Genomic DNA, 13,469 nt, shown 5'->3' with positions numbered 1-13,469 from the left:
TCTTCGTGTCCCACCGTAAAGCCCGGCTGATCGTTCATGGCAGGCGGCTGCTCGTCGAGCGTGTCCGCTCGGGCCGCCCGGTCGCTCATGTGGCCGCCGACGAGGGGCTCCGCCCGGCACGCCGAGAGCTGGGGGGAACGCACCAGACGCCGCGGGGCCCGCCCTCCGGGCGGACGACGGGACTTTGCGGACACGACCTAGACGTACGAGGGCCGGACGGGGCGGCGCAGCCAGCGGAGCGCCACGAGGCCGAGGATGAGATGCATGACACCGGCTGCCGCCGCGGCGACGTGCAGTCCGGTGAGGAAGGCGGACTTGGCGTCGGTCACGATCGATCGATCACCAACCTCGCGTCCCCGCGCCTGGAAGGCGGGCCCGGCGGCAGGCGCCCTGAAAGGCGGGCCCGGCGGGCGATGAGTTTCGCGGCCCCGGTCGGTCCACCCCTCAGGACCACACTCCCGAGGAGCACGCATGACCGACACGACCGGTACGACCCTCGACCTCGGACCCCAGACGGAGGCCCTTGCGCAGCTCGTGGCCGGTGTCGGTGACGAACAGCTCGCCGACCCGACCCCCTGCCCCGAGTACGCGGTGCGCCACCTGCTGGGTCACCTGGCGGGACTGTCCGCCGCCTTCCGTGACGCCGCCCGCAAGGATCTCGGCGTCACCACCGACACCAGCCCGGGCTCCGCGCGTCCCGACCTCGCGCCCGGCTGGCGTGAGGAGATGCCCAAGGTCCTCGCCGAACTGGCCGAGGCCTGGCGCGTCCCGGCCGCCTGGACGGGCATGACCCGGGCCGGGGGCGTCGACCTGCCCGGCGAGATCGCGGGCCTGGTCGCCGTCGACGAACTGGTGATCCACGGCTGGGACCTGGCATGCGCCACCGGGCAGCCGTACCACCCCGACCCGGCCGCCCTCCGGGCCTGCCACGAGTTCCTCGCCGCTTCCGCCGACGACCCCCAGCGCGGTGCCATCTTCGGGCCGATCGTCACCGTCGACGCGGCCGCGTCGACGCTGGACCGCGCCGTGGGACTGAGCGGACGGGATCCGGGGTGGACGCGAGCCTTCTAGGACGTATCCCGTCAGAACGTCCACGCCCGGACGGCACTTCGTAGAAAGCGATTGCATCCACCTCTGCCGAAAGCATTGACGAACCTCACGCGCCCTCCTACCGTCATCGCGTCGTACTTCGTACGTCATATATGAGACGCGATACGCGAGATCCGATACGCGATCCACCGAGACGCGAGATCCGAGAGGCGCGCATGACCTCTGTGCCCACGCCGATCCCCTCCCGCACGCAGTACGTGCTGGAGGGGATCAAACACCGCATCCTCACCGGGCAGCTGACGCCCGGGCAGGCGCTGGTCGAGACCGAGCTCGCCGCGCAGTTCGGGGTGTCGAAGACCCCGGTGCGCGAGGCGCTCAAGACCCTCGCGGGCACCGGGCTGGTCGTGATGAGCCAGTACAAGGGCGTCACCGTGCGCCTGGTGGACGCGGACATGGCGCGCGAGGTCTACGACGTGCGGCTGCTGCTGGAGCCCGAGGCACTGCGGCGGGCCGTGCAGCGCGGGGCCTCCCTGGACGTCGCCCGCGACGCGCTGACCAGGGCCGACGTCGCCACCGACACCGCCGAACGCTCCCTCGCCAACCGGGAGTTCCACCGGGCCCTGTACCTGCCGTGCGGCAACCCGCTGCTCGGGCGGATGCTCGACGAGGTCCGCGACCAGGCCGCCCTGGTCTCCGCGGTCGCCTGGGCCGCCTCGCCCTCCTGGGAGCGGGAGGCCGGCGAGCACCGGGAGATCCTGCGACTCGCCCTCGACGGCGACGCCGACGGCGCGGCGCGTGCCCTGCACGCCCACATCGCCTCCTTCGTGCGGCGCGCTTTCCCCGAGGCAGGACTGGAACAGGAAGGTCAGGAATGAGCAGCGTGGCGTTCGAGACCCAGCGGGCGGCCCTGGCCGACGTGGTGGCGATCCCGGTGACGCCGTTCGCCGAGGACGGCTCCGTCGCCCGGGACACTCACCGGGCCCTGCTGCGCCGCCTGCTCGACGGCGGCATCACGACCCTCACCCCGAACGGCAACACCGGCGAGTTCTACGCCCTGACCCCCGAAGAGCGCCGGCTCGTCACGGAGCTGACGATCGACGAGGCGGGGGAGCGGGCCGTCGTCCTGGCCGGCGTCGGACACGACGTCCCCACCGCCATCGCCTCCGCCCGGCACGCCCGGGAGCTCGGCGCGCAGATGGTGATGGTCCACCAGCCCGTCCACCCCTACGTCTCGCAGGCCGGCTGGGTCGACTACCACCGCGCGATCGCCGAGGCCGTGCCCGAGCTGGGCGTCGTGCCGTACATCCGCAACCCGCAGCTCACCGGGGCCCGGCTCGCCGAACTCGCCGACGCCTGCCCGAACGTCATCGGTGTGAAGTACGCGGTCCCCGACGCGGCCCGGTTCGCCGCGTTCGCCCGGGACGCGGGTCTGGAGCGGTTCGTGTGGGTGGCCGGGCTCGCCGAGCCCTACGCCCCTTCCTACTTCTCCGCCGGTGCCACCGGCTTCACCTCGGGGCTGGTGAACGTCGCCCCGGCCGTCTCCCTGAACATGATCGAGGCGCTGCGCTCCGGAGACTTCCCGGCCGCGATGAAGGTCTGGGAGCAGATCCGCCGCTTCGAGGAACTGCGCGCGGCGAACGGCTCCGCCGACAACGTCACCGTCGTCAAGGAGGCCCTCGCCTCCCTCGGGCTGTGCCGCCGCGAGGTCCGCCCGCCGAGCCGCACCCTCCCGGAGGAGCAGCGCGCCGAAGTCGCCGCGATCGCCGCGGGGTGGTCGATATGACCGGCAGACTGCGTCCCGAGGAGCTCCGCAGCCACCAGTGGTACGGCGCCGAGGGGCAGTTGCGCACCTGGTCGCACAACGCCCGGATGCGCCAGCTCGGTTACGAGGCGGAGGAGTACCGGGGCCGCCCGGTGATCGCCGTCCTGAACACCTGGTCCGACATCAACCCCTGCCACGTCCATCTGCGCGAGCGCGCCGAGGCGGTCAAGCGGGGGGTGTGGCAGGCCGGCGGCTTCCCGCTGGAGTTCCCGGTCGCCACGCTCTCCGAGACGTACCAGAAGCCGACCCCGATGCTCTACCGCAACCTGCTCGCGATGGAGACGGAGGAGCTGCTGCGGTCGTACCCGATCGACGCGGCGGTGCTGCTGGGCGGTTGCGACAAGTCGACGCCCGCTCTGCTCATGGGTGCCGCCTCGGCCGACGTGCCGTCCCTCTTCGTGCCCGCGGGGCCGATGCTGCCCGGCCACTGGCGCGGGGAGACCCTCGGGTCCGGCACCGACATGTGGAAGTACTGGGACGAGCACCGCGCCGGCAACCTGACCGACTGCGAACTGCGGGAGCTGCAGGGCGGGCTGGCGCGTTCCCCCGGCCACTGCATGACCATGGGGACCGCGTCGACCATGACGGCCGCGGCGGAAGCCCTCGGCATGACGCTGCCGGGTGCCTCCTCGATCCCGGCCGTCGACTCCGGGCACGAGCGGATGGCCGCCGCCTCGGGACGCCGTGCCGTGGAGCTCGCCTGGACCGGGCTCAAGCCGTCGGGGATCCTCACCCGCGAGGCCTTCGAGGACGCCGTCACGACGGTGCTCGGGCTCGGCGGCTCCACCAACGCCGTCATCCACCTGATCGCGATGGCGGGGCGCTGCCGGGTCGAGCTCACCCTCGACGACTTCGACCGCATCGCCCGCACCGTGCCGGTGCTCGCCAACGTCCGGCCCGGCGGACAGACGTACCTCATGGAGGACTTCCACTTCGCCGGTGGTCTGCCCGCCTTCCTCTCCCGGATCACCGACCTGCTGCACCTGGAGCGGCCCACCGTCAACGGCACCCTGGGAGAGCAGATCGAGGGCGCCGCCGTCCACGACGACGACGTCATCCGCACCCGCGACAACCCCGTCGCCGCCGAGGGCGGAGTCGCCGTACTGCGCGGCAACCTCTGCCCCGACGGCGCGGTCATCAAGCACATCGCCGCCGAGCGGCACCTGCTCAAGCACACCGGTCCCGCCATCGTCTTCGACGACTACAAGACCATGCAGCGCACCATCGACGACCCGGATCTGAACATCACCGCGGACAGCGTCCTGGTGCTGCGCAACGCCGGCCCCAAGGGTGGCCCGGGCATGCCCGAGTACGGCATGCTCCCCATCCCCGACCACCTGCTCAAGCAGGGTGTGCGGGACATGGTCCGTATCTCCGACGCCCGGATGAGCGGCACGAGTTACGGCGCCTGCGCGCTCCACGTGGCCCCCGAGTCGTACGTGGGCGGCCCGCTCGCCCTGGTACGGACCGGCGACAGCATCACCCTCGACGTCGAGGCCCGCACCCTCCACCTCCACGTGGACGACGAGGAGCTGCAGCGGCGCAGGGCGGACTGGACGCCTCCGCCCACCCGCCACGAGCGCGGCTACGGCGCGCTGTACAACGACCAGATCACGCAGGCCGACACCGGCTGCGACTTCGAGTTCCTGGCCCGCCCGGGCAAGGTGCAGGACCCGTACGCGGGCTGATTCGGCCCACCCCGGGGGCGCGGGGAACCGCGCGATCAACCACAACGCGCCCGCAGCCGCCACGAAACCGCAAGAGGCACCCCGCACCGCGAGATCCAGGCGGGCACCGGCACATCGAGAAAGCGCTTCCTGTTCGACCAAGGCAAGACGTACCGAGATCGGAGACCCTGTCATGGCCCAAGCCGCAGCCGTGGCGAAACCGCCCGCGCCACCCCGGCGGCGCCGGGCCTCCGCCACGCCGCGCAGGCTCCCGTACCTGCTGATCGCGCCGGCCGCCCTGCTGATGCTGGGATTCATCGCCTACCCGGTCATCAGCGTCTTCTACTACAGCCTGCAGAACTACAACCCCACCAAGCCGTGGCGGAACGGCTACGCGGGCTTCGACAACTTCGTCCACGCCTTCACCAAGGACCCGGTCTTCTGGGACACCCTGGTCTTCAGCGCCAAGTGGGTCGTCGTCGAGGTCGGCCTCCAGCTGCTGTTCGGCCTCGCGCTCGCCCTCATCGTCAACCAGACCTTCGTGGGCCGGGGCCTGGGACGCGCCCTGGTCTTCTCCCCGTGGGCCGTCTCCGGCGTGCTGACCTCCGCGATCTGGGTGCTGCTCTACAACTCCCAGACGGGCATCACCCGTTACCTCGCGGACATGGGCATCGGCTCCTACGGCACCAGCTGGCTGTCGGACACCTCGACGGTGTTCCCGGCGGCGGTCGTGGCCGACCTGTGGCGCGGTGTGCCCTTCTTCGCGATCCTCATCCTCGCCGACCTCCAGTCCGTCTCGAAGGACCTCTACGAGGCCGCCGAGGTCGACGGCGCGAGCCGCATCAAGCAGTTCTGGCACATCACGCTGCCGCACCTGAAGGACGCCATCATCCTGTCCACGCTGCTGCGCGCGGTCTGGGAGTTCAACAACGTCGACCTGCTCTACACCCTGACCGGCGGCGGCCCCGCGGGCGAGACGACCACGCTGCCGCTGTACATCGCCAACACATCCGTCGACGCCCACAACTTCGGCTACGCGTCGGCCCTGACCACGGTGGCGTTCGTGATCCTGCTCTTCTGCTCGATGGTCTACCTGCGCCTGAGCAAGTTCGGAGGCGAGAGCAAGTGAGCGTCAAGGAAGCCACCAAGACGGCGCCCGCCCCCGTGCCCGCCGCCCCCGAACCCCCGCACCCCGCCAAGGGCAAGCGCGCCTGGGACGAGGCACCCCGCTGGCAGATCTACCTGCCCCTGGGCATCTACCTGATCTTCACCCTCATCCCCTTCTACTGGATCCTGCTCTTCTCGCTGCGCCCGGCCGGCTCGACCTCGCTCGTGCCCTGGCCGATCACCTTCGACCACTTCGAGAAGGTCTGGACGGACCGCAGTTTCGGCACCTACTTCACCAACAGCGTGCTCGTCGGCGTCGCCACCCTGCTCATGACCACGCTCGTCGCGCTGGCCGGCGGCTACGCGCTCGCCCGGTTCGACTTCAAGGTCAAGCGGGCGTTCATGCTGGCCCTGCTGTGCTCCCAGTTCGTGCCGGGCGCGCTGCTGCTGGTCCCGCTGTTCGAGATCTTCGCCGAACTCCAGATGATCAACTCGCTGGGCAGTGTCATCCTCGCCGAGACGGTCTTCCAGCTGCCGCTGTCGATGATCCTGATCAGCAACTTCATCAAGAACGTGCCCTACACCCTGGAGGAGGCGGCCTGGGTCGACGGCTGCAACCGCATGACGGCCTTCCGCATCGTGGTGCTGCCGTTGCTGCGGCCCGGTCTGATCGCCGTCGGCTCCTTCGCCTTCGTCCACTCCTGGAACCACTTCCTGTTCGCTCTGATGTTCCTGAACAACCAGGACAAGCAGACGATCCCGGTCGGACTGAACAGCCTGATGAGTGCCGACAGCGTCGACCTGGGCGCGCTCGCCGCGGGCGGCATCATCGCCGCCGTGCCGGTCGTGATCGTGTTCGCCTTCATCCAGAAGTGGCTGATCACGGGCTTCAGCGCGGGAGCGGTGAAGGGATGAGGCTCAGACAACTGGCCGTCGCGGCAGGGCTGCTCGGGGTGCTCTGCGTGCCCGCGCACGCCGAGGCCCGGGACATCGGCCGCGACACCCTCCCGGCGAACGACGGCTGGGCCGCCGAGGGGGCGGGCACCACCGGAGGAGCGGCGGCGGACGCCGCCCACGTCTTCACCGTCACCGACCGGGCCGGACTGGTCCGGGCCCTCGACGGCGGCAGCGGCACCCCGAAGATCATCAAGGTCGCCGGGACGATCGACGCCAACACCGACGACGACGGCGACCGCCTGGACTGCGCCGACTACGCCACCGGCGGCTACGCACTGAAGAAGTACCTCACCGCCTACGACCCCCGCACCTGGGGATCCGCCAAGCCCAGCGGCCCCCAGGAGGAGGCCCGTCAGGCCTCCGCCGCACGGCAGGCCGAGCGGATCGTGCTGCCCGTCGGCTCCCACACCACCATCGTCGGACTCGGCGACTCGGCCGTCCTCAAGGGCGCGAGCCTCCAGGTCAAGAACGCGGACAACGTGATCATCCGCAACCTCGACGTGCGCGACGCCTACGACTGCTTCCCCGTCTGGCAGCCCAATACCGGCGCCCTCGGCGACTGGAAGACGGCCTACGACAACATCTGGCTGACCGGGTCCACCCATGTGTGGGTGGACCACGTGACCCTGAGCGACAAGGGCCACCCGGACGCGAAGGAACCGACCTACTTCGCCCGCAACTACCTCCGCCACGACGGCCTGCTGGACATCACGAACGGCTCCGACCTCGTCACCGTCTCCTGGAGCCGCTTCACCGGCCACGACAAGGCGATGCTCATCGGCAGCGGCGACACCGCCACCGGCGACCGCGGCAAGCTCCGCGTCACCCTGCACCACAACGCCTTCGAGTCCGTCGTCCAGCGCGCCCCGCGCGTCCGCTTCGGCCAGGTGCACGTCTACAACAACCGCTACGACATCTCCGGCGACGACCACCGCTACTCGCTCGGCGTCTCCACCGAGTCCCGGATGTACGCCGAGAACAACGCCTTCCACGCGCCCGGCCACGTGGAGGTCGCCGACCTGGTCAAGAGCTGGAACGGCAGCGCCCTGCACCAGAGCGGCACGCTCTTCGACGGCTTCCCGGTCGACCTGCTCGCGATATACAACGCCTACAACTCGGGCAGTGAGCGCGACCTGACGGCCGACGTCGGCTGGACGCCCACCCTGCACGGGCGGATCGACAGCGCCCGGGAGGCCGACCAGGCGGTGGCCCGCGGCGCGGGGGCGGGGAGGATCCGGTGACCGGCCGCATGATCGACGCCATGAACACACCACTGCCTGTCGTCCTCGCCGGTGCCCGGGGCCACGGCCGCTGGCACGTCGAGAACATCCGCCGGCTCCAGAAGAAGGGCATCGTGCGACTCGTCGGCGTCTGCGAGCTGACGCCGCTGACCGAGGAGGAGCTCGGCGACCTCGGTACGCCCGAGCAGTCCGCCGACTTCGGCGCCCTGCTGGACTCCACCGGCGCGCGGATCGCCGTGATCTGCACCCCGATCCCCACCCACACCGACCTCGCCCTCACGGCGGCCGAACGCGGCGTGCACCTGCTCCTGGAAAAGCCGCCCGCCCCCTCCTACGCCGAGTTCCGCCGGATGGCCGACGGTGTCGCCGCGGCCGGAGTCGTCTGCCAGATCGGCTTCCAGTCGCTGGGCTCGCACGCCCTGACGGCCGTCCGCGAGCTGATCGAGAAGGGCTCGATCGGCAAGCTCGTCGGGCTCGGCGGCGCCGGTGCCTGGGTGCGCGACGAGGACTACTTCCGGCGGGCCCCCTGGGCGGGAAAGCGGCGGCTGCACGGCGTCGACGTGATCGACGGCGCGCTGACCAACCCCCTCGCCCACGCCGTCGCCACCGCCCTGGCACTGGGCGGCAGCACCCGCGCCGAGGACGTCACCGGCATCGAGACCGAACTGCTGCGCGCCAACGCCATCGAGTCCGACGACACCTCCTGCGTCCGGATCACCACCGCGCAGGGCCACCCGGTCACCGTCGCCGCGACCCTCTGCGCCGAGGAGGCGGACGAACCGTATGTGCTCGTGCACGGCAGCACCGGACGGATCACCTTCTGGTACAAGCAGGACCGCGTGCTGCTCCAGCGCGCGGGGCACGGCCCGCAGGAGTCCGAGCACGGCCGCACCGACCTGCTGGAGAACCTCGTCGACCACCTCACCACCGGCGCGGACCTGCTCGTCCCGCCGGACGAGACCGGCGCCTTCATGAAGGTCGTCGAGGCCATTCGCACCGCACCCGACCCCGCGCCCCTGCCGGACTCCGTCTGGCACCGGATCCCCGAAGAGAACCGCCGTGTGGTGCCCGGCATCGACGGGCTCGTCGCGGCCGCCGCCGACACCCTCTCCCTCTACTCCGAACTCGGCGCCCCCTGGGCGCACCTGTCGAACGAGGTGAGCACCCCATGACCAGCAACGGCACAGCGGTCCTGCGCGTCGCGGGCCGGCCGGTGGGCCGGTACGTCACCCGGCCCGAACTGCCGGCCCGGCTCTCCCCCCGCCCCTACCTGCACCCCGTCACCACCCTGTCCGGCACGGCCGTGACCGAGCTGACCCCGGCCGACCACGCACACCACCTCGGCGTCGGTGTCGCCGTTCCCGACGTCGAGGGGTTCAACTTCTGGGGCGGACGCACCTACGTCCGCGACCAGGGCCCGACCGAGCTCGACAACCACGGCTCCCAGCGGCACGTCGCCTTCCAGCTGCGCGACCCGGACGGCTTCGTCGAGGAACTGCGCTGGGTGGCCGCGGGCGGTGAACTGCTGCGCGAACGCCGTACCGTGGCGGCCACCGAACTCACCGACCGGGCCTGGGCGCTGGACCTCACGTTCTCCCTCACCAACGTCACCGGGAGCCCGCTGTCGATCGGCAGCCCGGCGACCAACGGACGCCCGGGCGCGGCCTACGGCGGCTTCTTCTGGCGGGCCCGCAAGGAGTCCTCCGCGCCGGAGGTCTTCACGGCCGGAGCCGACGGGGAGGACCGGGTCCACGGCCGCCCCGCCGACTGGCTCGCCCTGCGGGGCGGCACCTGGACGCTGGTCTTCGCCGGCGCCACCGAACAGACCCGACGCGACCCGTGGTTCGTGCGCACCGAGGAGTACCCGGGCGTCGGCTCCTCGCTGGCCCACGACGAGCGGACACCCGTCCCGCCGGGCGGGACCGTGGTGCGCCGGGTGGTCACCGTCGTCGCCGACGGCGCTCTCGACCGGGACGCCGCGGCGGCCCTCGTCCGCAAGGCGGTGAGCCCGTGACCTCCGGGACCTACCGCAATCCGATCCTCAACGCCGACTGGTCCGATCCGGACGTCGTCCGTGTCGGTGACGACTTCTACCTGACCGCCTCCAGCTTCGGCCGCGTCCCCGGCCTGCCGCTGCTGCACTCCCGGGACCTCATCAACTGGACCCTGGTCGGCCACGCCCTCGACCGCCTGGAACCGGCCGGGGCGTTCGCCACGCCGAGGCACGACTGCGGCGTCTGGGCCCCGTCCCTCCGGTACCACGACGAGCGATTCTGGATCTTCTGGGGCGACCCCGACCAGGGCGTCTTCCAGATCAACGCCCCGCAGATCAGAGGACCCTGGACCCGGCCGCACCTGCTGAAGGCGGGCAAGGGGCTGATCGACCCCTGCCCCCTGTGGGACGACGAGACCGGCGAGGCCTATCTGGTCCACGCCTGGGCGAAGTCCCGCTCGGGCGTCAAGAACCGCCTCACCGGCCACCGGATGCGCCCCGACGGCACCGGCCTCCTCGACGAGGGCAAGGTGATCGTCGACGGCGACCGCATACCCGGCTGGTTCACTCTCGAAGGCCCCAAGCTCTACCGGCACGACGGCTGGTTCTGGATCCTCGCCCCCGCCGGCGGCGTCGAGACCGGCTGGCAGGGCGCCTTCCGCTCCCGCGGCTTCTTCGGGCCGTACGAGGAGCGGATCGTCCTGGAGCAGAAGGACACCGACGTCAACGGCCCCCACCAGGGCGGCTGGGTGCGCACCCCGTCCGGCGAGGACTGGTTCCTGCACTTCCAGCAGCGCGGCGCGTACGGCAGGGTCGTCCACCTCCAGCCGATGCGCTGGGGTCCGGACGGATGGCCGGTGCTCGGGGACGACGGCGCCCCCGTCGCCGAACACCGTCGCCCCGCCCTGCCGCCGCAACCGCCCTCCGTGCCCGCCACCGACGACGACTTCCCGGGCGGACGGTACGGCCGCCAGTGGCAGTGGACGGCGAACCCTCCCCCACTCTCGGCTTCGCTCGAGCGGGGGCACCCCCATGCCGGCTGGGCCCCCCAGCACTCCGGGGACGGGCTGCGGCTCACGTGCGTCCGCTCCACGGACACCCACGACCTGCGCAAACTCCCGAACCTGCTCACCCAGCGGCTGCCCGGCGTCCCGTCCGCCGCCGAAGTGGAACTGCGCCTGCACAGTGAGGAGCCGGGAGCGCGCGCCGGACTCGCGGTCCTGGGGGACGCGTTCAGCTGGATCGGCCTCCAGCGGGGGGCCGACGGCACGGTCCACCTCGTGCACCGGTTCGCCGAGGGGGTCGCCGAGCGGGAGCGCGACGCGGCCCACCCGTGCCTCGCACCCGAGGGGCGCGTCAGGCTCCGCATCGAGATCGGCGCCGGGGCCCGCTGCCGCTTCTCCTACGACCTCGGCGACGGAGCGGTCCCCTCGGGTCCCGTCTTCGCAGCCACCCCCTGGCGCTGGGTCGGCGCCCTGCTCGGCCTCTTCGCCTCGGCGCCTGTCGGGCCGGGACACGCGGGCGCCGCCACGTTCACGCAGTTCCGGATCACCGACCTGTAGTCCACCGCATTTTCTGTACGTCCCTCACGCCTGTTGGGAGCCGCAATGACGCACCTCCGTAGCAAGCGCTTGCCCAGACCGGGTGTCGCCCTGGCCGCCGTAGCCGGCCTGGTCGCCGCCCTGGGACTGGGTGCGACCGGGGAGTCGGCGGCCGCCGGACCCGCCCCCGCCGCGAAGTCCGCACCGGCCGCCCGCTGGACCGACGAGGCCCACGGCTTCGCCTCGCTGGCCGGAGGCACCACGGGCGGTGCCGGAGGCAAGGTCGTCACGGTCACCGACCAGGCGGCACTGGCGAAGTACGCGGCCGCCGAAGAGCCGTACGTCATCAGGGTGGCTGGATCGGTCGCCGTCGCGCCGTTCGGCTCGGACATCGTCGTGGCGTCGAACAAGACGATCATCGGTGTCGGCGACACGGGCGAGATCGTCCATGGCGAGCTGCATCTGAAGCCCGGCACGCACAACGTCATCATCCGCAACCTGACGATCCGCGACTCCTACGTCGAGGGCGACTGGGACGGTAAGACCAACGACTTCGACGCCATCCAGATGGATGCCGTCCACCACGTCTGGATCGACCACAACCGCTTCACCCGCATGGGCGACGGCCTGCTCGACATCCGCAAGGACAGTCAGTACGTCACCGTCTCCTACAACCAGTTCAGCAACCACAACAAGGCGTTCGGGATCGGCTGGACGGACAACGTCCAGACGCAGATCACCATCGACCACAACTGGTTCACCGGCACGAAGCAGCGCAACCCCTCGGCGGACAACTGCGCCTACGCGCACCTCTACAACAACTACATGTCGGCACAGGTGGCCGACCGGGACCCCGTGTGGACGTACGGGAACTGGTCCCGGGGCCGCACCAAGATGGTCATCGAGAACAGTTACTACGACCGGGTCCAGCACCCCTACCAGGCCGACGCCACCGCGGAGTTGGTGGAGCGGGGGTCGATCCTGAGGAAGACGAGCGGGCGGACCGACGAACGGGGCGCCGCCTTCGCCCCGCGGGACTTCTACGACTACCGGCTCGACCCCGCCCGCGCCGTCCCCGCCCTGGTGAAGAAGTTCTCCGGTCCGCAGCAGCGGCTCGGAGTGACCCTCCACGTCCCGGGCGCCTACCCGACCGTGCAGGCCGCCGTCGACGCCGTCCCCGACGGCAACGCCGTGCCGATGACGATCGCCGTCGCGCCGGGTACCTACCGCGAGAAGGTGTTCATTCCCGCGAGCAAGCCGAACATCGAGCTGCGCGGCACCGGACGGGACCGCTCCGACACGGTCATCGTCTTCGACACGCCCGCCGAGTACGGGGGCTCGACCGGAAGCGCCACGGTCCGGATCGCCGCCAACGACGTCACCGCCCGCAACCTCACCTTCAGCAACGACTTCGACGAGGCATCGGTCGAGCTGAAGGGCGAGCAGGCCCTCGCCATGAAGACGACCGGTGACCGGATCGTCTTCGAGGACACCGCCTTCCTGGGGAACCAGGACACCCTGATGACCGACAGCCCCAAGCTGAACGTGATCAGCCGGGTGTACGTCCGCGACTCGTACATCGAGGGCGACGTCGACTTCATCTACGGGCGGGCGACGACCGTGATCGAACGGTCCGTCATCAAGGCGCTCAGCCGCGGGTCGACGACCAACAACGGGTGGGTCACCGCCGCTTCGACCTGGACGGGCAACCCGTACGGGTTCCTGATCACCCGCTCGAAGATCGTGAGCGACGCCCCGGACGGGAGCTTCCACCTGGGCAGGCCCTGGCATCCGGGCGGCGAGCCGAACGCGGTGGCCCAGGTGCTGATCCGCGACACCCGGCTGCCCGCCGCGATCAAGTCCTCGCCGTGGACCGACATGAGCGGCTTCTCGTGGAAGGACGCGCGCTTGACGGAGTACCGGAACTACGGGCCGGGGGCCGCCGTGACCCCGGACCGGCCGCAGATGAGCGACGAGGACGCGCGCTCCCACACGGTCACCGCCTACCTGGCGGGCACCGACGGCTGGGCGCCGCACGTCCGTCACTGACCCCCCACACCCTCAAGTTCCGCTGGATCCAGAAGAAGAGAG

General features: G+C 71.0%; 12 protein-coding genes and 1 pseudogene. 12 read left to right on the top strand and 1 reads right to left on the bottom strand.

Going from position 1 to position 13,469, the window contains the following annotated elements:
- Window positions 1–5 precede the first annotated feature (5 nt).
- Window positions 6–156: pseudogene (locus ACFCXS_RS12065) on the top strand (IS481 family transposase); the annotation flags it as partial.
- A 41-nt stretch (window positions 157–197) separates the two neighbouring features.
- Here the strand turns inward: ACFCXS_RS12065 and ACFCXS_RS12060 are convergent.
- On the bottom strand, window positions 198–329 hold the full coding sequence (locus ACFCXS_RS12060; protein WP_376643145.1) for a hypothetical protein: 132 nt from the start codon (window positions 327–329) through the stop codon (window positions 198–200).
- Between the two features lie 142 nt (window positions 330–471).
- Here ACFCXS_RS12060 and ACFCXS_RS12055 point away from each other — a divergent pair, with 142 nt between their 5' ends.
- The 11 genes from ACFCXS_RS12055 to ACFCXS_RS12005 all read left to right on the top strand — a co-directional run bounded on the left by ACFCXS_RS12055 (window position 472) and on the right by ACFCXS_RS12005 (window position 13,427).
- Entirely contained in the window at window positions 472–1,071 is a 600-nt protein-coding gene (locus tag ACFCXS_RS12055; protein ID WP_376643144.1) for a TIGR03086 family metal-binding protein, read from the top strand.
- A 194-nt stretch (window positions 1,072–1,265) separates the two neighbouring features.
- Window positions 1,266–1,925: a GntR family transcriptional regulator gene (locus ACFCXS_RS12050; RefSeq protein WP_376643143.1), complete on the top strand. Its 660-nt coding sequence runs from the start codon at window positions 1,266–1,268 to the stop codon at window positions 1,923–1,925.
- Window positions 1,922–2,833: a dihydrodipicolinate synthase family protein gene (locus ACFCXS_RS12045; RefSeq protein ID WP_376643142.1), complete on the top strand. Its 912-nt coding sequence runs from the start codon at window positions 1,922–1,924 to the stop codon at window positions 2,831–2,833. The genes ACFCXS_RS12050 and ACFCXS_RS12045 overlap by 4 nt, the downstream gene beginning before the upstream one ends.
- Window positions 2,830–4,560 (top strand): L-arabinonate dehydratase, encoded by a 1,731-nt coding sequence (araD, locus tag ACFCXS_RS12040; protein WP_376643141.1) that lies wholly within the window; start codon window positions 2,830–2,832, stop codon window positions 4,558–4,560. Before ACFCXS_RS12045 ends, araD begins: the two co-directional genes overlap by 4 nt.
- A gap of 172 nt (window positions 4,561–4,732) precedes the next feature.
- On the top strand, window positions 4,733–5,668 hold the full coding sequence (locus tag ACFCXS_RS12035; RefSeq protein ID WP_033310841.1) for a carbohydrate ABC transporter permease: 936 nt from the start codon (window positions 4,733–4,735) through the stop codon (window positions 5,666–5,668).
- Entirely contained in the window at window positions 5,665–6,561 is an 897-nt protein-coding gene (locus ACFCXS_RS12030; protein ID WP_376643140.1) for a carbohydrate ABC transporter permease, read from the top strand. The genes ACFCXS_RS12035 and ACFCXS_RS12030 overlap by 4 nt, the downstream gene beginning before the upstream one ends.
- Complete coding sequence (locus tag ACFCXS_RS12025) at window positions 6,558–7,844, top strand: polysaccharide lyase family 1 protein (RefSeq protein WP_376643139.1); 1,287 nt, start codon at window positions 6,558–6,560, stop codon at window positions 7,842–7,844. The genes ACFCXS_RS12030 and ACFCXS_RS12025 overlap by 4 nt, the downstream gene beginning before the upstream one ends.
- A gap of 8 nt (window positions 7,845–7,852) precedes the next feature.
- Window positions 7,853–9,016 (top strand): Gfo/Idh/MocA family protein, encoded by a 1,164-nt coding sequence (locus ACFCXS_RS12020; protein ID WP_376643406.1) that lies wholly within the window; start codon window positions 7,853–7,855, stop codon window positions 9,014–9,016.
- A complete protein-coding gene (locus ACFCXS_RS12015) occupies window positions 9,013–9,858 on the top strand; it encodes a PmoA family protein (protein ID WP_376643138.1) in 846 nt (281 codons plus the stop codon). The genes ACFCXS_RS12020 and ACFCXS_RS12015 overlap by 4 nt, the downstream gene beginning before the upstream one ends.
- The gene (locus ACFCXS_RS12010; protein ID WP_376643137.1) at window positions 9,855–11,399 is read left to right on the top strand and encodes a family 43 glycosylhydrolase; all 1,545 of its coding nucleotides are present in this window, start codon (window positions 9,855–9,857) and stop codon (window positions 11,397–11,399) included. The genes ACFCXS_RS12015 and ACFCXS_RS12010 overlap by 4 nt, the downstream gene beginning before the upstream one ends.
- Before the next feature lie 45 nt (window positions 11,400–11,444).
- Window positions 11,445–13,427, top strand: coding sequence for a pectinesterase family protein (locus ACFCXS_RS12005; protein WP_376643136.1), 1,983 nt, complete (start codon window positions 11,445–11,447; stop codon window positions 13,425–13,427).
- Window positions 13,428–13,469: the final 42 nt, after the last annotated feature.

The organism is Streptomyces sp. NPDC056373 (assembly GCF_042262425.1).
In the GTDB taxonomy this organism is placed as follows: Bacteria; Actinomycetota; Actinomycetes; order Streptomycetales; family Streptomycetaceae; genus Streptomyces.
Note: the sequence above shows the minus strand (reverse complement) of the source record. Positions and strands in the feature narration are given on the sequence as shown.